At 71.7% G+C, this 18,900-nt stretch carries 20 protein-coding genes; 13 read left to right on the top strand and 7 right to left on the bottom strand.

Translation table 11 applies throughout. The features are described 5' to 3' along the window. Positions 1 to 394: 394 nt before the first annotated feature. The gene (locus ACRAKI_RS19190) at positions 395 to 775 is read left to right on the top strand and encodes an ATP-binding protein (RefSeq protein ID WP_447001882.1); all 381 of its coding nucleotides are present in this window, start codon (positions 395 to 397) and stop codon (positions 773 to 775) included. Positions 776 to 812: 37 nt separating this feature from the next. Here the strand turns inward: ACRAKI_RS19190 and ACRAKI_RS19185 are convergent, their stop codons facing one another. Together ACRAKI_RS19185 and ACRAKI_RS19180 are read right to left on the bottom strand one after the other, a co-directional pair. Beyond that, complete coding sequence (locus ACRAKI_RS19185; protein WP_447001881.1) at positions 813 to 2,270, bottom strand: peptide MFS transporter; 1,458 nt, start codon at positions 2,268 to 2,270, stop codon at positions 813 to 815. A 101-nt stretch (positions 2,271 to 2,371) separates the two neighbouring features. Beyond that, positions 2,372 to 2,740 carry a hypothetical protein gene (locus ACRAKI_RS19180; protein ID WP_447001880.1) on the bottom strand — a complete coding sequence of 123 codons (369 nt, stop codon included), beginning with the start codon at positions 2,738 to 2,740 and terminating at the stop codon, positions 2,372 to 2,374. A 359-nt stretch (positions 2,741 to 3,099) separates the two neighbouring features. Between ACRAKI_RS19180 and ACRAKI_RS19175 the strand changes: the two genes are divergently transcribed. From ACRAKI_RS19175 to ACRAKI_RS19165, 3 genes are all read left to right on the top strand, one after another. Then, on the top strand, positions 3,100 to 4,545 hold the full coding sequence (locus ACRAKI_RS19175) for a phosphatase PAP2 family protein (RefSeq protein WP_447001879.1): 1,446 nt from the start codon (positions 3,100 to 3,102) through the stop codon (positions 4,543 to 4,545). A 149-nt stretch (positions 4,546 to 4,694) separates the two neighbouring features. Continuing rightward, entirely contained in the window at positions 4,695 to 5,237 is a 543-nt protein-coding gene (locus ACRAKI_RS19170) for an SPW repeat domain-containing protein (RefSeq protein ID WP_447001878.1), read from the top strand. After that, the gene (locus ACRAKI_RS19165) at positions 5,237 to 5,539 is read left to right on the top strand and encodes an SPW repeat domain-containing protein (protein WP_447001877.1); all 303 of its coding nucleotides are present in this window, start codon (positions 5,237 to 5,239) and stop codon (positions 5,537 to 5,539) included. The genes ACRAKI_RS19170 and ACRAKI_RS19165 overlap by 1 nt, the downstream gene beginning before the upstream one ends. A gap of 69 nt (positions 5,540 to 5,608) precedes the next feature. Here ACRAKI_RS19165 and ACRAKI_RS19160 read toward each other — a convergent pair whose 3' ends face one another. After that, positions 5,609 to 6,127, bottom strand: a complete 519-nt coding sequence (locus tag ACRAKI_RS19160; RefSeq protein WP_447001876.1) for a PPC domain-containing DNA-binding protein — start codon at positions 6,125 to 6,127, stop codon at positions 5,609 to 5,611. 156 nt (positions 6,128 to 6,283) lie between these two features. Between ACRAKI_RS19160 and ACRAKI_RS19155 the strand changes: the two genes are divergently transcribed. The 3 genes from ACRAKI_RS19155 (at position 6,284) to ACRAKI_RS19145 (ending at position 8,785) form a co-directional block, all read left to right on the top strand. Beyond that, positions 6,284 to 6,604, top strand: coding sequence for an STAS domain-containing protein (locus ACRAKI_RS19155; RefSeq protein WP_447001875.1), 321 nt, complete (start codon positions 6,284 to 6,286; stop codon positions 6,602 to 6,604). A gap of 66 nt (positions 6,605 to 6,670) precedes the next feature. Beyond that, entirely contained in the window at positions 6,671 to 7,489 is an 819-nt protein-coding gene (locus ACRAKI_RS19150; protein ID WP_447001874.1) for a CPBP family intramembrane glutamic endopeptidase, read from the top strand. A gap of 282 nt (positions 7,490 to 7,771) precedes the next feature. Then, on the top strand, positions 7,772 to 8,785 hold the full coding sequence (locus tag ACRAKI_RS19145) for a universal stress protein (RefSeq protein ID WP_447001873.1): 1,014 nt from the start codon (positions 7,772 to 7,774) through the stop codon (positions 8,783 to 8,785). A gap of 219 nt (positions 8,786 to 9,004) precedes the next feature. On the opposite strand, the gene ACRAKI_RS19140 is transcribed toward ACRAKI_RS19145, so the two are convergent. Together ACRAKI_RS19140 and ACRAKI_RS19135 are read right to left on the bottom strand one after the other, a co-directional pair. Next, positions 9,005 to 10,795: a thiamine pyrophosphate-requiring protein gene (locus ACRAKI_RS19140; RefSeq protein ID WP_447001872.1), complete on the bottom strand. Its 1,791-nt coding sequence runs from the start codon at positions 10,793 to 10,795 to the stop codon at positions 9,005 to 9,007. A 672-nt stretch (positions 10,796 to 11,467) separates the two neighbouring features. Further along, positions 11,468 to 11,863 carry an ATP-binding protein gene (locus ACRAKI_RS19135; RefSeq protein WP_447001871.1) on the bottom strand — a complete coding sequence of 132 codons (396 nt, stop codon included), beginning with the start codon at positions 11,861 to 11,863 and terminating at the stop codon, positions 11,468 to 11,470. Between the two features lie 252 nt (positions 11,864 to 12,115). Between ACRAKI_RS19135 and ACRAKI_RS19130 the strand changes: the two genes are divergently transcribed. The 3 genes from ACRAKI_RS19130 (at position 12,116) to ACRAKI_RS19120 (ending at position 13,996) form a co-directional block, all read left to right on the top strand. Further along, entirely contained in the window at positions 12,116 to 12,634 is a 519-nt protein-coding gene (locus tag ACRAKI_RS19130; RefSeq protein ID WP_447001870.1) for a copper chaperone PCu(A)C, read from the top strand. 181 nt (positions 12,635 to 12,815) lie between these two features. Continuing rightward, complete coding sequence (locus ACRAKI_RS19125) at positions 12,816 to 12,998, top strand: hypothetical protein (RefSeq protein ID WP_447001869.1); 183 nt, start codon at positions 12,816 to 12,818, stop codon at positions 12,996 to 12,998. Between the two features lie 89 nt (positions 12,999 to 13,087). Then, entirely contained in the window at positions 13,088 to 13,996 is a 909-nt protein-coding gene (locus ACRAKI_RS19120; protein ID WP_447001868.1) for a universal stress protein, read from the top strand. A gap of 230 nt (positions 13,997 to 14,226) precedes the next feature. Here the strand turns inward: ACRAKI_RS19120 and ACRAKI_RS19115 are convergent, their stop codons facing one another. Both ACRAKI_RS19115 and ACRAKI_RS19110 read right to left on the bottom strand, forming a co-directional pair. Continuing rightward, positions 14,227 to 15,261: a TerC/Alx family metal homeostasis membrane protein gene (locus ACRAKI_RS19115; protein ID WP_447008452.1), complete on the bottom strand. Its 1,035-nt coding sequence runs from the start codon at positions 15,259 to 15,261 to the stop codon at positions 14,227 to 14,229. A 276-nt stretch (positions 15,262 to 15,537) separates the two neighbouring features. Beyond that, complete coding sequence (locus ACRAKI_RS19110; RefSeq protein WP_447001867.1) at positions 15,538 to 16,635, bottom strand: macrolide family glycosyltransferase; 1,098 nt, start codon at positions 16,633 to 16,635, stop codon at positions 15,538 to 15,540. Positions 16,636 to 16,933: 298 nt separating this feature from the next. On the opposite strand from ACRAKI_RS19110, the gene ACRAKI_RS19105 reads away from it, so the two are divergent. From ACRAKI_RS19105 to ACRAKI_RS19095, 3 genes are all read left to right on the top strand, one after another. Further along, complete coding sequence (locus tag ACRAKI_RS19105; RefSeq protein WP_447001866.1) at positions 16,934 to 17,347, top strand: DUF4383 domain-containing protein; 414 nt, start codon at positions 16,934 to 16,936, stop codon at positions 17,345 to 17,347. 88 nt (positions 17,348 to 17,435) lie between these two features. Further along, positions 17,436 to 18,041: an ECF RNA polymerase sigma factor SigK gene (sigK, locus tag ACRAKI_RS19100; RefSeq protein WP_447001865.1), complete on the top strand. Its 606-nt coding sequence runs from the start codon at positions 17,436 to 17,438 to the stop codon at positions 18,039 to 18,041. Further along, positions 18,038 to 18,862: an anti-sigma factor gene (locus ACRAKI_RS19095; RefSeq protein WP_447001864.1), complete on the top strand. Its 825-nt coding sequence runs from the start codon at positions 18,038 to 18,040 to the stop codon at positions 18,860 to 18,862. The genes sigK and ACRAKI_RS19095 overlap by 4 nt, the downstream gene beginning before the upstream one ends. Positions 18,863 to 18,900 lie beyond the last annotated feature (38 nt).

The following is an 18,900-nucleotide window of genomic DNA, read 5'->3' as shown; positions in this document are numbered from 1 at the left end:
GTTCGTCCGGATCGTCGACTGGCTGCGTCCAGGACCTCAAGGCGCGTAACCGGGTCAGCGCATCGTCGCCCTCCACTGTGGACTTGCTCCACTGTGGACGCCGTGCGCTCGCGAGCACCTCATGGCACGCATCGAACGCACCACGCGGCCCCGGGTCCAAGGCGTCGGCGCAGCGGTCGGCTTCGGTGCGCGGGTCTCGTGCTCTCCCCGCTCGGCGCGGGGCGGTCGGTTCCCTCCAGGTGACCGGCACGGCGTTCGGGTGAACCCGGGGCGGACAACTGCAAGACAATCGCCAGGTTCATGTCGCCCGCCCGGTGCGATGCTGGGACGTGTACTTCGAGCACCCATCCCGTGTGCCGGCGCCTGGCCGGCCTGATGAGCGTGGGGGTCGGCGGTGAGCACGGGCAACGACACCGTCGTCCTGGTGATGGACGACCGCGGCTCGCCGCCACGCGGTGAGGTCGAGCTGTGGCTGCGCGACCGCATGGACGACTGGCGCGGCCACGAGGCCCTGCTGGTCGGGGTGGTCGTCGGCGAGCTGCTGGACAACGCCTGGCGCTACGGCGAGCCGCCGTACGTCCTGGAACTCGTGCTGGACCGGTGGATCGAAACGCTCACCATCCGGGTCCGCAACCGCGCGCCCGCACAGAACCAGAGCGCGGGATGGCCCCTCGGCGCCGGGCTGCTGGTGGTCGAAGCCCTGACCGAGCAGTGGGGCGTCGTGTCGCTGGCCGAGCACACGACCGTTTGGGCCAAGGTGTGGTTCGAAGACTGACCGCGCGTCGTGGCGGGAGTGGGGCGCGGCGGGGCGGTCAGTGGACGCCGCCCATGAGTTTGCGGATGTGCGGAACGGAGATGGCGAGCAGCACGCCGAACGCCACCGCCGCACCGCCCACGAAGGTGAAGTACGTGCCCTCGTCGTCCACGCTGTAGTACTTGGCCAGCGACCCGGCGGTGGCGGTGCCGAGGGCGATGGACAGGAAGTTCAACGCCACCATCTGCGTGCGGAACGCCGCGGGCGCGAGCTTGGTGGACAGCGACAGCCCGACCGGTGACAGCAGCAGCTCCGCGACGCTGAACACCAGCAGGATGACGATGAGCATCGCCAGCGGTGTCGTGTTGCCGGTACCGCCGGCCATCGGCAGGAACAGCAGGAACGCCAAGCCCATCAGCACCGTGCCGAGCGCGAACTTGGCCGGTGAGGACGGCTGCCGCGGCCCGAGCCTGGTCCACAGCGCCGCGAACACCCCGGCGAGCAGGATGATGAAGACCGGGTTGATCGACATCACCCACGACACCGGCATCTCCCAGCCGAAGAACGTGCGGTCCAGCCGCTGGTCCGCGTAGATCGCCACGACGGTGAACTGCTGCTGGAACAACGCGAAGAACACGAAGCTGGCGAGGAACATCGGGATGAAGCTGAACACCCGCCTGCGCTCCACCCGGGTGATCCTCCCGCTGGACAGGATGACCGCGAAGTAGGCGACCGCGGCCCCCAGGATGACCACGACCGTCACGTTGGCGAGGTTGGCGGGCGTGATCACCCCCGTCGCGACCAGCCCGATCACGGCGGCGACCACCGCGACGGCAACCGCGCCGACCAGCACCCTGCGGCCGGCGGGCAGCGGGTTCGGCACGACGTTCACCGCGTCGGGGAGCTTCCGCCGGCCGAGCGAGTACTGGACGAGACCGGCGGCCATGCCGACGGCGGCCAGCCCGAAGCCGTAGTGGAAGCCCAGCTCTTGCTGGGCGAGGCCGGTGAGCAGCGGCCCGGTGAACGCGCCGAGGTTCACGCCGAGGTAGAACAGGGAGAACCCGGCGTCGCGCCGCTCGTCGCCCTGCGCGTACAGGGAACCGACGATGGCGGTGGCGTTGGCCTTGAGCCCGCCGCTGCCCAACGCGACCGCGCCCAACCCGACCCCGACCCCGGCGAACCCCGGCAGCAGGGCCAGGGCGAGGTGGCCGAACATGATCAGGACCGCGCTGCCGAACAGCACCCGCTCGGAACCGACGAGGCGGTCCGCCACCCAGGCGCCGACGATCGTCGACAGGTACACCACCCCGCCGTACGCGCCGACGATGCTCGTCGCCGTGGCCTCCGACAGCCCGAGCCCGCCCTCGACCGCGGAGTAGTACAGGTAGATGGTCAGGATGCCCTGCATCCCGTAGAACGAGAACCGCTCCCACATCTCCACGCCGAACAGGTGGGCGAGACTTCGAGGGTGTCCGAAGAACCGCTTGTCCTCGGTCTGCGGTGGGACCGCGCTCATCGATGGAGCCTCCTTCGCCACGGTCGGCGTCCTGGGGCCGTGGGTACCCGCACGGCCACCGTGCCACTCAATCCCTGGAGCCGCTCAACCCTTGGGGCCGCTCAAGCCTTGGGGATCAGCCCGTCGCGCGGCACGCCCAGCCGAACGGTGTCCGCCTCGACCCGGTCCACCTGATCGGCGTCCGCGTACAGGTCGGTGGCGAAGAAGCCCTTGGCGTCGATCTTGACGTAGCCCGTGCGCAGGAGCCGTTCGGCGAGCTGGGCGGGCACGTCGGGTTCCGATCCGACGAACGTGTCCCTGACCATCTCACCGACCCCTCGCGGACCTCGTCGGCCCTCGGTGGTGACCGCCTCGGGATCGCCGAACTTGACCGCTGCGACCGTGCCGACCTGCTCGCCGCCGCTGTCGAGCACCGCCATGCCGACCTGGACGTCGGTGAGCGGGCCGGGGTCCAGGATGTGCGTCGTCATGCGTCGCCAACCTTCCATCGTCGTCGACTCGGTGCCCGTGCAGCCGTACCCGGTGATCGGCTGGGCAAACGACCCGACCGCGCGCCGTGGGCCGGGTCGTCGTCGGTGATCGGGCCGGCGGGCCGTTCCGCAAGGTGAACGCAAGGTTTCGGACCAGGTCAGCGGGAACCCGCTCGGGGAGACCAGCACCTTCCGGGAGGCCCGATGTCACCTGCGGCGAACGAGCACGGCGATCCCCACCGGCCGGGTCGGCAGACCCGCCCCGTCCGGTGGCGAGGTCCGAGCGGAGGTGCGACGGCGTGCGGGTCGTCCGCCCGACGCGGTCACGAGGACCGCGGGCGCCGGAAGCACACGGCCCGGTGACCAAGGGGACGAAGCGCGTCGCGCCGCTGACCGTCCCGGTCGAGCGGTTCGCCCTGCGCGCGGTGGCGCTGCTGGTCCTCATGGCCGCGGCCGGTGTGGGCTTCGCCCTGCTCGTGGTGTCCGTCCGGCTCCGCTGGGCGCCGCTGCGGGACCTGGACCGCGCCGTCGCCGACGCGCTGACCGGGCTCGTGGCGGGCGACGAGGTGCTGACCGAGGTGCTGCACGGCGTCACCACGCTGGGCGGCATGGCCACGTTGCTGTGGCTGACCTGTGTCGGTGTCGGGTGGCTGCTCGTGCGGCGCCAGCTCTGGGTGGCCATCTACGTGGCCGTCACCGCGTTCGGTGCGGCGGTGCTCGGCGTGGTGGTCGAGCAGCTCGTCGTCCGGCTGCGGCCGATCGTCGAGCTGCCGGTGTCGCTCGCACCCGGTCCGAGCTTCCCCAGTGGTCACGCGCTCGGCTCGATCGTCACCTACGGCGTGCTGGTCCTGGTGTTCCTGCCGGTGGTCCGCCGTTCGGCGCGCTGGGCGCCGGCCGGGGCCGCCGCGCTCGTCGTGGTGGTGATCGGCGTGACGAGGATCGTGCTGGGCGTGCACCTCCCGACCGACGTGCTGGGCGGCTGGCTGCTCGGCGCCGTGTGGCTGGTGCTGACCGCCGCGGTGTTCCGGCGCTGGCGGGCCGAGGTCGGCGTGCCGGAGGTGCCCCTGTCCGAGGGAGTGGCTCCGGAGGCGGCTCCGGACATCCGGCCCGCACCGCGCTCGGGGACCGTGCTCCCGCGTCGCGGCGTCGCGGAACTGGTCGTCGGCTGGGGAGTGCTGGCGGGTGTGCTCTACGGCGCAGGACGGCTCGTGGTGGGCGATTGGTCCGCGGCGGCGTGGGACGCGGCGGTCGTCCAGTGGTTCACCGAACGGCGTTCGCCGGGGCTCGACGTGGTCCTGGTGCCGCTGGGCCAACTGGGTGGCACCGCTTGGGTCGTCGGTGCCGCCTTCGTGGTCGGCCCGCTGGCGCTGGCGCTCAGCCGCAGTTGGTCGCCGGTCCTCTTCCTGGCGTCGACCCTGGTGGGCGGGATCAGCCTGGTCCTGCTGACCACGGTGTCGGTTGCGCGGCCGGGGCCCGACGTGCCGCTGGTGGCCTCGGACCGGTCCCCGGGCTCCGGCTTCCCGTCCGGCCACGTCGCGGCGGCCGTGGCGCTCTACGGCGCCACGGCGCTGCTCGTCTTCTCCGCGACGTCCCGGTGGTGGCGGTGGTTCTTCGTGGCCGTGGCGGTCGTCGTGTCCGGCCTGGTGGCGGTCCAGCGGCTCTACACCGGCGCGCAGTACCCGACAGACGTGCTGGGTGGAGTGCTCCTGGCCGTGATGTGGACGGCGCTGGTGTGGTGGGTCGTCCGCCCTGACCACGCCATGCGAGCGGTGCCGCGACGGGCGCAGGAGGAACCTCCACCGTGATCACCGGCACCGGCACCGGCGCGGCTTGCGATTGCCTGACGACCCGGTGTCGGTGTTCGGCCGGGTGGCCGGTGGGTAGCCGCTGGGTGCGGATCGGCTGCGAACACGCGTTCCGCGAGCGCACACCAGCGGACGACGAAGGAGGACGGATGACCTCTCGGATGCCCGATCAACCACCGCCTTCCCGGCGGCGCGAGGAACTCGACCCCATGCCGATCGCCGCGCAGGGGAACCAGCCCGTGATGCCCCCTTACGGTTCGGCGCCGATCGCCGGGTTGGCGCCGGTCGACGGCGCCCGCGAACCCGCCTCGGCCGGGATGGCGAGCGGCGTGGCGTTCGTGGCGGGGGTGTGGTTGGCCCTGGCGCCGTTCGCCTTGGGCTACGCGCCCGCGAGCGAGGGGTTCGAGGGCTACTGGCACGACATCGTCGTGGGCGGCACGATCGCGCTGCTGGCGTTGGTGCGGTCGTTGGCGCCGCGCCACCTGCCGTGGCTGAGCCTGGTCAACGTGGTGCTCGGTGTGTGGCTGATCTTCGCGCCGGTCGTGCTGGGCTACGAGCCGTGGCCGGGTTCCACGACGGCGGCGGTGAACGCCATCGTCGTCGGCGGCGTGGTGATCGCCATGGCACTGCTCAGCGCCTTCGCGACCTACCGCAGCCGCGGCAGGACCGGATCCGGCGAAGGGGAGGTCTGATGGTGGGCCGACGATCCGATGACCGCGCCACGCGCGGGCGCCGGTCGGCGGAACGGACGCGGGCCGACCACACGCCACTGGGCGCGAGCGCGGCGAGCGCGGCGACGCTCCTCGCCGGCGTCTGGCTGCTGCTCGCGCCGTCGGTGCTGGACTACCCCGACGGGAGTGCCGCGCGCGGCCACGACATCGTGATCGGCGCCGCCGTCGCGGTGCTCGCGGTGGTGCGGATCGTGGCGCCGCGCGACGTCCCGTGGCTGAGCATCGTCACCATCCTGCACGCCCAGCGACGCGCGCACCGGTAGGTCCCGGAGCGGAGGCCGGTGAACCGTCGAGGCGCGCCGAGCGGCGTGGCCGAGCGATGCGCCGGGAGGTCAGCGGTCGGTCGGCGGTGCGAGGCCGTGGCGGAGCGGGTCGCGGTCCCGCGCCGGGGACTCCTCGCCGAGCGACTCCTCGTCGAGGTCGATCAACGCCAGCCCGGTCCCCGTGTCGTACCGGCGGCTGAGACCGCTCGGCAATTCCGTCAGCACGACCTCCAGCTTGGGCCGCACGAGTGCCCGCTTGAGGTGGCCACCGCGCGTGCTGCCGTCACGCAGGCCGAGCACGGCGTGGGCGTGCACCTGCCAGTCGTCGTCTTCGGTGCGCACGATGTCTCCGATCAGTGAGAGCACTTCCGCCTGCTCCTCGACCGGGATGTCGAGGTACTGCCGCGACTCCACGTCGAAGAACGCCAGGGTGCACTCGCTGAACCCCCCGATCGCGGTGAACGACGCGGCCTGGAGGCGACTCTCCCGGGCGAAGGCCAGCAACTCCTCCATCGCGGAGTCGCCGGAGTCCAGCACGACGGCGTAGTTGCGGCTCGCGTTCGTGTTCAACATCCTGAATCGAGCCATGTCGGCCACCGGTCCCTTTCGGACGCGCACGGGTGTGTCGGCGTCATCCTCCACCTGGCGGGCGTTGATCGCTTGGCTCACGGCCGGTTGTGGGTGTTGTTGCCCCATGCAACAGTTGCGGCACGCAGATCAACCGACGTGTGAGGGAGGCCCGTGGTGGAACAAGAAGCGCAGGTGCGGACGCTCGACTACCTCACCGTCACGGTCCAGTCGGCCGAAGTCGGCGATCCCACCGTGATCGAGGTCAGCGGGGAGATCGACATGCTGACGGCGCCGGTGCTCCAGCAGGCGATCGACGAGCAGAACGCGGCGAGGTCGTTGCTCGTGGACCTGTCCGGTGTGTCGTACCTCGGCGCGTCCGGACTGGCCGTGCTGGGGCGGGGCATCGCCCGCGCCGGACGGACCCGCCGTGACTTCAGGGTGATCTCACGCGACGGAGCTGTGCGCCGATCGCTGCAACTGCTGAAGGTGGCCTAGGGCCACCGGGCCGGGCTCGCGTTCGGCGTCGCGCGGCCGCCGCGGCCAGTGCGTCGAGGAGGACGGATGAAGTCGTCGTGGTGGTCCACCCGGTCCTCGGACGAGAGCGCGGGGCTGCCGCCGGACGAGCCCTCACCCGGTGGCGCGCCACCGGGCCGCGGTCTGCGCGCGGGGCTGGCGATGATGGCCCTGTTCGTCGTCGCGGAACTGGTCCTCGTGCTGGCGGCGGCGTTGGTGCTGGTGCCGTTCGCCATCGCCGATCCGGCGTTGCTGGAGGGCGACCGGCTGCCACCGTGGCCGCTGCTGACGCTGCTGGTGGTGCCGACGTCGTTGGCGGCGCTCGCCGCGGTGGGCGGCACGGCGTTGCTGGGCGGCGGGCCCAAAGCCGGGCGCGTGCGGCGCGAGCTGGCGTTCCGCTGGAACCGCCGTGTGATCGGGCTGGGTCTGGCGTACGGGTTCGGCGGCCTGTTCCTCACGATTCCGGCAGCGGCGCTGTGGGCGGGCTGGGTGGGCGGTGACGACGCCACGTCGGCGGTGGGCGACGCGTTCGCCGGGCGGCAGCTGGGCCTGGTCCCGGCGGTGGCGGCCTTCCTCATCGTGTGGCTGGTCGCGCCCTTGGGCGAGGAACTGATCTTCCGGGGTGTGCTGTGGCGCGCGCTGGAGCACTGGCGGTGGAACCGCTGGGTCATCCTCGCGGTGACCACCGTGGTGTTCTCGGTGGCCCACCTGGAGCTGCTGCGCATGCCGCTGTTGCTGGTGCTGTCGATTCCGATCGGCCTCGCCAGGGTGTTCACCGGCAACCTGCTCACGTGCGTGGTGGCCCACCAGGTGAACAACTTCCTGCCTGCGGTCGCCCTCCTGTTGGCGACCACCGGGGTGCTGTGACCCGAGCTTCGCGGCGGCCCGCGCCTGACGGTTCGCCCACGGAACCGCGATAGCGCGCCCGCCCGGGTTTTCCGCTCGTCCTCGCGGGAATGCCGGGGCTCTGGGACGGGAGGTGATCGGACAGTGGGCGCCACAGCAGACCACGGCGACGAACAACGCCTGGCGGACGTCGAACGGGAACTCACCGCGGCCGATCCCGGACTGGCCGAGGCGCTGAGCACGATGTCCACACCGCGATGACGCCCGGCCCGGTCGTGGGAGGCTCTGGCCGTCCTCCGGCTGGTGCTGCTGCCGCTCGGGTGGTTGGCGGGTAGCTCGGCCGTGGTGTTGCTGGCCGCAGGCTCCTCGCTCGTGGGCGTGGCCATGGTGAAGCGCTCCGGATCCGGGTCGACGTCTGCGCGGGAGGAGTCGGTGGTGATGGCCGGCGGGCCATTGGTCGTGGGTGTCGACGGCACGGAGGCGTCCGGGCGGGCCGCCCTCTGGGCCGGGCGGCGGGCAGTGGTGTTCGGCCGGTCACTGGTGCTGGTGTACGGCATGGGCCGGCCGGTGTACGGGCACGCGTACCTGAACCTCCAGGTGGACGTCGCCGGTGAGGAGTCCGTGCGGCGCTGGGCCCAGGACATGCTCCACGCGGTGGCCGAGCGGTGTCGCGCGGCCGGTGCGGACGTGCGGACGGAGATCACCGCGGGCGAGCCCGCGGACGCCGTGGTCCTCGGCGCCGACGAGGCGGCCTTCGTCGTCGTGGGCCACTCCGATCGAGGTGGGGTGGCACGGCTGCTGCTGGGCTCGACCGCGATCCGGCTGACCCGCCCGTGCCCGTGTCCGGTCGTGGTCGTGCGGGACGAGGCGGTCGTCCCGGAGCACGGGGTGGCGGGCCCGGTGGTGGTCGGTGTGGACGGTTCGCCGGTCAGCGGTGCCGCGGTCCGGTTCGCGGTCGACTTCGCGTCGCGGCACGGCGCCGAGGTCCTGGTCGTGCGGGCGGACGACCGGGTGGACGCCGGTGCGGAGGTCGTCGAGACGGCCACCGACGCCGGACTCGGAGCTGTGGTGGACGCGGAACTCGCGGACTGCGCGCGGCGCTACCCCGGCGTCCGCACCACGGTGCACACCAGCAGCGGCGCGCCCGCCGAAGTCCTGCTCGCCGCCGGGGACACCGCCGGGCTGCTGGTGGTCGGCAGTCACGGCAGGGGAGCCCCGAGCAGCGCCCTGCTCGGCTCGGTCAGCCGGGAGGTCGTCCACCACGCGCCGTGCCCCGTCGCGGTGTTGCCCCCGGAGACCGCGAACTCCCGACGATGACGACGTGCGGGAGGTGCCCGTGGTGCCGGATCCGCTGGTCGCGACCGGGTGGACGTGTCGGCCCACCGCCTCCCTGCGCCCGACCTGGAAGGCGACGGCACGCTCACGTGGTCCGCGACCACGCGGGGTGGGGTGAGGAGCACGGCGGCCCTGACGTGCGTCCGGGGCCCGCTTGGGTGAACAGGCCCCGGACCCCGCAGGCCGGCCGGCACCGCGGCCTCATCGCTTGCCGGGCACCAGCTCCTGCGCCTTCGTCTTGATGCCCTGCGCCATCAGGTGCCAGGCCTCCGGGTCACCCTTGAGCACCGCCTCCGTGACCGACTTGATCTGGTCGAACGTCGCGTGCGGCGGGATCGGCGGCACCTCGGGATCGCACCGGACGTCCAGCACGGTCGGCGCGTTCGTGCCCAAGGCGTGGTCCCACGCCGCCCCGAGCTGGTCGGGGGAGTCCACCGAGACGGCGTCCAGCCCCAGCGACCGGGCGAAGGTTGCGTAGTCCACGTCGGGCAGGCTCTGCGACTCCTCGAACTTCGGCGCGCCACCCATCGCCCGCAGCTCCCACGTGACCTGGTTGAGGTCGTTGTTGTGCCGCACGCACACCACCAGGCGCTGATCGGACCACAGGCCCCGGTAGCGGGCGATGGTGATCAGCTCGGCCAAGCCGTTCATCTGCATGGCGCCGTCGCCGACCAGCGCGACCACCGGCCGGTCCGGGTGGGCGAACTTGGCCCCGATCGCGTACGGCACGCCCGGCCCCATCGTGGCCAACGTGCCCGACAGCGACCCGCGCATGGTCCCGCGCATCCGCAGGTGCCGGGCGTACCAGTTGGCGGCCGACCCGGAGTCGGCGGTGAAGATGGTGTCGTCCGGCGCCCTGCTGGACAGCTCGGACACGATCCGCATCGGGTTCACCGGTGTGGCGTCCAGCGCGGCCTGCTGGTCCATGGTGCTCCACCAGCTGCCGACGTTCTCCTCGATCGTGTCGCGCCACGACCGGTCGGCCTTGCGCTCCAGCAGCGGGAGCAGCGCGCGCAAGGTCGACTTGGCGTCACCGACGAGGTTCACCTCGGTCGGGTAGCGCATCCCGATGAACTTGCCGTCGATGTCGATCTGCACCGCGCGCGCCTGCCCGAACGGCGGCATGAACTGCGTGTAGGGGAAGTTCGACCCGACGATCAGCAGCGTGTCGCAGTCGCGCATCAGCTCGTAGCTCGGACGGGTGCCCAGCAACCCGATCGCGCCGGTGACGAACGGCAGCTCGTCGGACAGCACGTCCTTGCCGAGCAGCGCCTTGGCCACCCCGGCGCCGGTCAGGTCCGCCACCTGGACCACTTCCTCGGCCGCCGACCGTGCGCCCTGCCCGATGAGGATCGCCACCTTTTCGCCCGAGTTGAGGACGTCGGCGGCGCGGACGATGTCGTCCTGGGCCGGCGTCATCACGGAGTGCGCGTGGCTGGGCGGGCTGGACGGCACGTGCTTGAACTCGTGCTGCGGCGGCGTGTACTCCTCCTCCTGGAGGTCGCTGGGGATGATGATCGCGGTGGGGGCGCGTTCGGTCTCGGCGATGCGGATCGCCCGGTCCAGCGCGTTGGGCAGCTGCTCGGCGACGTTGACCTCGACCAGGTACGCGCTCGCCACGTCCTTGAACAGCGACTGGAGGTCCACCTCCTGCTGGTAGCTGCCGCCCATGGCGCTGCGCGCGGTTTGGCCCACGATCGCCACGACCGGGACGTGGTCGAGCTTGGCGTCGTAGAGCCCGTTGAGCAGGTGGATGGCGCCGGGGCCCGACGTCGCCATGCAGACCCCGACCTTGCCGCTGAACTTGGCGTAGCCGACCGCCTGGAGGGCCGACATCTCCTCATGCCGGGATTGGACGAACCTCGGGACGTTGTCCGCCTTGCCGAAAGCGGCGACCAAGCCGTTGATCCCGTCGCCGGGATAGGCGAACACGTGGTCGACCCGCCAGTCGCGCAGTCTCGCGAGCACGTAGTCGCCGACCGTCTCGGACATTGCCGTTCCTCCTCAACACCGTCGTCCTTGGCCACCCGGCGACTACCCGGGCCGGGTCGCGGTACACGCCTCCAGCCGATCGGAAGCCGATCGGAAGGCGGCGGGCGCGCCGGGCCGTCCGAGGTCACCGGGCGTCGTCTCCTGTGCGGGCCGACCTGTGGAAAGGGGTCCACTGCCCCTCCGGTCCAGCCGCACGGTGATGCGGACGTCATCCGTCCGCACCGGCCGTGCGCACCGTCATGAACGCCGCCTCCGCCGTGCCCTGCGAGCGATCAGCGGCGCTGTTCCCACGACGCCGACCGCGCCCGCCGGACCACGGACACGACCACGCCACCGGCTTCCCCGCCTGTGCAGGTCACCGTCGAGAGCAGCGCACAAGCCGCCGGAGGTCACGTGTCGCCCTTCGGTTCACGAACACCGCGTCACAACCCGGCACGCTGCAGGGCGCACCGGGGGTCTCCTCGTGACCTCCGGCGCGCGACACCCGGTGTCACGGGGACGTCGGTCCGTCGCGGCCGGTGAGGTCCTTGCCTTCTGCACCGCCTGGTGTGCCATGGAGCCGGCGATCATCGACTCGTTCGGCTCGACGGTGGAGCCGGCACCCGGTTCGGAGCCGGCCTCACCGGTCAGCTTGTGCCGCATCACGCCGGCCTTGGATGCCGGTCGGGCGGTTCAGACGAGCGGCACCTCGGCCCAGACCGTCTTACCGTCAGCGCCGGACCGGTGTCCCCAGTTGACGGAGAGCCGGTTGACCATCAGCAGGCCGCGGCCGTTCGCGAGGGTGTCGAACCTGCCCAGGACCGGTAGTCGGCTCGGGCTGCCGTCGTCGACCTCGACCCGCACCAGGTCGCGGTCGGGCAGTCGGCACAGCCGCAACCGCCTGGGCGCGGCGGCGTGCCGGTAGGAGTTGGCCACCAGTTGCGCGACCACCACCTGGAGGTTGACCAGTGGGTCGCCGTCGACGCCCGCCACCGCGTCGGCCACCAGTTCGAGCAGGTGCGCCGCGGGAAGTCGGTTGTGGGGAAGGACGAGATCGACGCTGTTCCGCGGAAAATCGACAGTGCTCATCGGCCCGCCCTTCGCTACTGGGTTCGAGGCACACGACAACAGCGCATTCATACCCGATGTGCCGGCTGGTCAAACGCATAACGCGGCCGTTTTGTCCGTCGAATAATCGTCAGGAAGTCGTCAGGTCCTTTGCGGCACAACGCAGGAAGAATGGACAGCCATTCCGCTCGCGGCACCACCTGGGAACCTTGCGATTACCTGACGACGGCATCCGGTCGGGTCCGCGCCCGATGGTCCGGGTAGCCGGACGGGGTGAACAGGATTGGCACCCTGGGAGTCGCCGGCGCGGTGGTGGCGGCGGTGCTGGCATCGTGCGGTGAGCCGCGGCCGGAGGACGACCAGTCCGGCACGGACGCACGGGTCGGCGGCGTCGTGCTGCGCGACGTGGTCGTGGAGGCGCCTGGCGACGGCTCCTACCAGCGCGGTGACGACGCGGTGGTGCGCTTGGCGATGGTGGGCGATTCCGAACGGCCCGACGCGTTGCTGGGCGTGCGGACGCAGAGCGCGGACCAGGTGGAACTGCGCACGGGCGAGGACTGCGACGGCACGAGCAAGACCGTGCCGCGCATTCCCGTGCCGACCGGGGAGGTCGTCGACGAGTCGAACGGCGTGGAGCCGGCCTACCACCTGCGTGTCGTGGACTTCTCCGACGAGGTGGTGGCGGGCGCGACCGTCCCGCTGACGTTCATCTTCGAGAACGCCGGGGAGGCCACGGTCGAGGCGCTGGTCGCCGAGGACGGCGCCGTGCCGCCCACGAGCTGTCCCGGCTGACGGAGACGGCATTGATCAGGGACACCGCATTGACAGGGACCGGCACAGGAGTCGATTTCGAACAAGAGGGTCCGCAAGGTGGCCGCAAGGTTCACGGATCGGTCCACGGGAACCCGGCCGATGAGAGGGGAGCGACGACAGGGGCAGGAGCGGAGAAGCATCTCTCGACGGGGCGCCGGCGGTGGGTGGAGCGGTCGCGCTGGCCGTGGGCTCGACCGGGTGCGGTGCCGACGACGACAACCCGATCGCCGACAACGGCGCGACGACCACGACCACCGTCGCGGAAACGACGACCACGGCTGCCGAGAACCAGTACTCCGCCGGGGCGACCACGTCGCCGGAGGCCTCCACGCCGGCGAGTTGACGCCGCTCGGCACTGATGTCGTGAGGTGACCAAGCCCGATCGGTGACCGGGCAGAACTCGACCGGCTTGGTGAAGGGAAGTTCGTGGACGTGGCGATCGATGACGTGATCGTGGTCGGCGTGGACGGGACGGAGACGTCGGAGCGGGCCGCCCGGTGGGCGGCTCGGCAGGCGGCGGTCTTCGGCAAGCAGCTGCTGCTGGTGTACGGGATGCGCTGGCCCGTGTACGCCCAGGGGCACGCGCACATGCCGGTGGGCGCCATGCAACCGGGCGCCGTCGAGGAGCCGACGCGGCGGTGGGCCGCGGACATGCTCGACGGGCTCGCCGAGCGCTGTCGTGCGGCGACGGGTGTGGAGGTGCGCACGGAGGCCGTCTCGGGCGATCCGGTCGACGCGGTGGTCCTGGCCGAGGAGGACGTCGCGTTCGTGGTGGTCGGCCACTCCGACCACGGTGGTGTGGCCCGATTCCTGTTCGGGTCCACCGCGGAGCGGCTCACGCGGTCGTGCCCGTGGCCGGTGGTCGTCGTCCGTGACGAGGCCGCCGTCGACGAGCAGCGTGACCGCGGGTCGGTCGTGGTGGGCGTGGACGGGTCGGCGGTGAGCGGGCGGGCCGTCCGGTTCGCGTTCGGGTTCGCCGCCCGGCACGGTGCCGAGGTGACCGTCGTGCACGCCTCCAGCGGTGCCGCCACGGCGGTCGAGCCGGTGGAGAGCCGCGAAGAGGCGGCACTGCGTGAGGGCTGGGGCCCGGTGGGCGCCGAACTGGCCGAGTGCGTGCGGCGGAACCCCGGGGTGCGGCATCGCCTGACGGCCGTCGCCGGTCCGCCGGCCGACGCGCTGCGAGCCGCGTCGGCCGATGCCGGTCTGCTGGTCGTCGGCAGCCACGGCAAGGGCGCGGTGCGCCGGGCGTTCCTGGGCTCGGTCAGCCACGCGGCGGTCAACAGCGCGCGGTGCCCGGTGGCGGTGCTGCCCCCGGAGACCACCCGGGAGGAGGACCGGTGACGGTCCGAATGCTCACGGCCCGCAGGCACCGAGACGCCCGGACCTGTGCCTCCGGGATGCCCGGACGGGCGCCGCGACGTGGGCGCGACCGTCCGGGCAGGCACGGCGTCGTCAGGCGTGTGGTCCGCGCGGTGGTTGCATGGCGGCGCAGGTGATCACCAGGGAGGCGAGGACGAGCACGGTCAGGACCGTGGTGATCAGCACGTCGACGAGCCACTCGAAGAGCATGGTCAGTCCCGGGGTGTGGTGGCCTTGTCGCCCGGCGGGTGGGTCCGGGCCTCGGCACGTTGCCGGTTGCGCAGGGTGGTCAGGCTGGTCAGCGTGACGACGGTGAGCACGCCGATGATCACTGCCAGGGAGACCGGCGTGGGGATCTCCGGCACGGCCGGCCAGATCCCGTGCGCCCAGTGCAGCACCAGCTTCAGCCCGATGAACGCGAGGATGATCGCCAGCCCGTGGTTGAGGTGGATGAGCTTGGCGAGGGCGTTGTGCAGCACGAAGTACAGGGCGCGCAGGCCGAGCAGGGCGAAGGCGTTCGTGGCGAAGACCAGGTACGGGTCCTCGGTGATGCCGAAGACCGCCGGCACCGAGTCGACGGCGAACACCACGTCGGTCGCGAAGACCGCCACCACCACGACCGCCAACGGCGTGAGCGCACGTCGCCCGTGTTCGCGGACGGTGATGTGCGCGCCGTGGTAGGAGTCGGTGACCGGCATCAGCCGGCGCAACAGCCGGACCGACCGCATCCGGGAGACGTCGGGGTCGACGACGAGGCCGGTCACCGCCGCGTGGAGGATTTTCATCGCCGAGGCGAACAGCACCAGCCCGAACACGAGGAACGCCCACGTCCCGGCCGCCAGCATCGCCGCGCCGGCCGCGATGAACACGCCGCGCAGCACGAGGGCACCGACGATGCCGTAGAGCAGGACGCGTTGCTGCACGTCGGACGGGACGGCGAAGGCGGCGAGCAGGAGCATGAACACGAACAGGTTGTCCACTGACAGCGACTTCTCGACCACGAACCCGGTCATGAACTCCAGTGCCCGGTCGCTGCCGAAGGCGTTCCACAGCCAGACCCCGAACACCACCGGCAGGGCGAGGTAGAACACCGACCACCCGGCGGCTTCCCGCAGCGACACCTCGTGCGGGCGGTGGGTGACGGCGAAATCGGCGATCAGCAGAGCCACCAGGACGGTGATGCTGACCAACCACAAGCCCGTCGACCCGACCGATTCCACCTGGCCCGCGGGGACCGCCGCTGACAGGGGCACGGAACCTCCTCGAACAGTCGCTGTTCGAGGTCTCCTTCACCCGCTTGCGGGTGGCCTCCCGGGGACACCGATCGGGATGTCCGTATTGACCGGGTAGACGCTTGGGAAGTACTCCCCTCGCGCCCAGTATATCGGGCAGCACCGCTGCCGAGTAAAGGCCCGGCAAATGGGCTGTAGCTCGATTGGGTGCTTCCATGGCGAACGCGGGGTCGTGGCCGCACCAGGTGGCGAATCGTCCTCCGTGGCTGCTCCGGCTGTCCTTTCCGCCCGCTACCGCAGCAATCCGCACACAAGATCCGCACCGCGCCCGGCGCCGCCACTGGCGTGGATCGCGGCCCGCATCCGGTCGACGTTCTGCCGGACGGCGCTGCTCGCCGTGACCCGCTCGACCACCTCCCGCAGGTCTTCGACGTGCTCCAAGCGTTCACCCAGCCCCAGTTCCCGGATGCGGTCGGCGTTGGCCGCCTGTTCCGGCGTCTGCGGGAACGCGACGAGCGGCACGCCGTGGTGCAGCGCCTCCATCGTCGAGTTCATCCCGGCGTGCGTCACGAACGCCTGTGCCCGTCGCAGGACGGCGGGCTGCGGGAACCAGTTCCGCACGTCCACGGTCGCGGGCACCGGCCCCACGTCGGCGGCCTTCATCGCCACCTGCCACGCCCCGTCGCCGAACGCCTCGACGCAGGACCGGTGGAACGCCGCGTCGGTCATGACCGAGCCGAGCGAGACGTAGAGCAACGGCAGGTCGGGATGCCTCGGCGCCCACGGTTCGGCGCCCCGGCTGCCGAGCAGCGGGCCGATGAACTGGAACGTCTCGTCGAAGGTGTCCCCGGCGGGCTGGAACTCCCTCGGCACGAACACCAGGTTCAGCTCCTCGGGCGCGTCGAGCGTGCCCGCCACGTCGAGCCTGACGCCGTGCTCGGCCGCGAACCGCGCGCAGTCGTCCTCGATCACGGAGGCCGAGTCCGGCGCGATCAGCGCGAAGGACTCGTTGGAGGCGAGGTGCGGCACGCAGCGCACCGCCGGGATGTCCAGCTCCTCGGCCACGACCCGGGCCGGCCAATTGGTGGCGTCGTAGCAGATCACGTCGGGCCGATGGGTCCGGCAGCGGTCGAGCAGCACCGGGTAGGTCGCGCGCATGGCCGCGAAGTAGTGCCGGAACCAGGCCGCCATGACGTCACCTTCCACGGGCTGGAAAGGCAGGGGCTCAGGCAGCCGCACCCAGTTCGCCCCGGCTGCCACGACCGCTCCGGCGCTCTCCGCCCCGGTCGCGTAGTCGACCTGTCGACCCCGCCCGACCAGCTCTTCGACCAGCGCCAGCGTCGGCGTGATGTGGCCGTGCCCGATCAAGGTGACGAAGAGAACGCCCACCGGCTCCCCCCAAGATGTCGACGTCGTGCGGTGAGCCTGTCGAACGGGGGACGGAGCGCGCAACCGGGGCGGATGGCCACGACTGTGGCGCGTGTGCGCGTGCGAATCCGCTGTCGCGGATCGACGGGGGAGGGCTTGGGCGATCGGTAGGCGCGGTGCGGCCCTGCGCCTGGTGCCTCCCGGACCGCGATGGTCGCCGCCGAGCCGGGCTCCGGTCGACCGACTTCCGCGATCGACCAATCCGCCGCTCGACCGGCGCCGAAGCAGGGAGGACAGCACAATCACTCCGGGAGGAACCATGTCTCGCTCGGTCAACCAGCTGGTCGGTCTCGGGTTCGGTGCGGTGTACGTCCTGGTCGGGCTGCTGGGGTTCGCCGTGTCCGGTGATCACGCGTTCGCCGGCTCCCACGGTGGCCACCTGCTCGGGGTCTTCGCCGTCAACGGCCTGCACAACGTCGTCCACCTGCTCGTCGGCGGTGCACTGATCGGTGGTGCCCTCGTCGGCCACGAGGTGTCGAAGAAGGTCAACACCGCGGTCGGGGCGGTGTACCTGCTGGTCGGCGTCCTCGGCCTGGTCATCGGGGGCACGTCGCTGAACGTCCTGGCGCTCAACGCCGCCGACCACGGCCTGCACTTCGCCAGCGCCCTGCTGCTGATGGGCGTGGGCGTGGCGGCGGACCGCACCTGGGGCAAGGCCTACACCACCAGGTGACGGCAACGCCGCGCGTGGCCGGCCAGGAGCCCGTCCGCGCGAGGGCGACGTCGTGGACTGGGCAGCGGGGTCGATCGGAAGGGACACGATGGCAGGGCGTGAGCGCAAGCTCCAAGCCGTATCGGCCGGCGGCTCCGGTGACACGGGCGACGCCTCCGCCGAGGAGTTGCTGTGCCTGGTGGCGCGCGGTGACGACAAGGCGTTCGAGCGGTTGTACGACGTGGTGGCGGGCAGGGTGCTGAGCCTGGTCGTGCGGATCCTGCGGGACCACGCGCAGTCCGAGGAGGTCGCGCAGGAGGTGCTGGTCGAGGTGTGGCGCACCGCAGCCCGCTACGACCCGCAACGCGGCAGCGCCCTGGCCTGGGTGATGACGATGGCGCACCGCCGTGCCGTGGACCGGGTGCGCTCGGCGCAGGCCGCGACCCGGCGCGAGGACCTGGCGGCCCGCCGCGACGTCGAGACGCCCTTCGACGCGGTCAGCGAGCAGGTCGCCGCGCGGATCGAGCGCCGGCAGGTGCAGCGGTGCCTGTCGGCGCTGACCGAGTTGCAGCGGGAGTCCATCCTGCTGGGCTACTTCCAGGGTTACACCTACCCGGAGACGGCCTCCGTGCTGGGCATCCCGCTGGGCACGGTGAAGACCAGGATGCGCGACGGACTGATCAGACTCCGAGACTGCCTGGGGGTGACCCGATGACCGACGACACCGCGCGAGCCGAAGCGCACACGCTGATCGGAGCGTATGCGCTCGACGCCGTCTCCGAGGGCGAACGCCGCCTCTTCGAGGAGCACGTCGAGGGCTGCTCGGGCTGCGCGCAGGAACTCGCCGAACTCCGCGAGACCACCGCGCTCCTGGCCGGCGCCACCGCCGTCGAGCCTCCCGCCCACCTCCGCGACCGGGTGCTGGCCGCCGTCGCCGACACGCGGCAGCTGCCGCCGGAGACCGACGACCACCCGAAGACAGTCCACACCGGAACGGGAAGAACCCACCCGAACGGGCAGCCCGGCTACTCCGGCGGGTCCACGGCCCGGAGTCGGTGGGTGCGCCGGACGGCAGCGCTCGCCGTCGCGGCGGGCATCGCGGTCGCCGTGATGCTGGGCGTGCAGAGCCTGGAGGTCAACCGTCGACTGGAACGGGACCTGCAGGCCCTGGAACAGGTCAACGCCTACAACACCCAGGTCGCCGAGCTGCTGGCCGCACCGGACGCCAAGCTCGTCCGCGGTGAGGTGGCGGGCGGTGGCACGGGCACCGTCGTGGCGTCGTCGGCCGAGGGGGAGGTGCTGTTCCTGGCGCAGGGCCTCGCGCCACTGCCCGAGGACCGGACCTACCAGATGTGGTTGATCGGGCCTGACGGACCGCGCTCGGCCGGGCTGCTCAAGCCCTCCGCCGACGGGCAGCCCGATCCGTTGCTGGCGAGTGGTTTCACCGGCAGGGAAGCCGTGGGCCTGACCGTGGAACCGCAGGGCGGGTCCGCCGAGCCCACGACGCCGACCGTGGTGGTCCTCCCGCTCGTCTGAGAACACCCGCTCCTCCGGGAACACCTGATCGTCCGAGA

This window comes from Saccharothrix isguenensis (assembly GCF_052936305.1).
The sequence above is the reverse complement of the archived record's forward strand: the minus strand, read 5'-3'. Positions and strand labels throughout refer to the sequence as shown.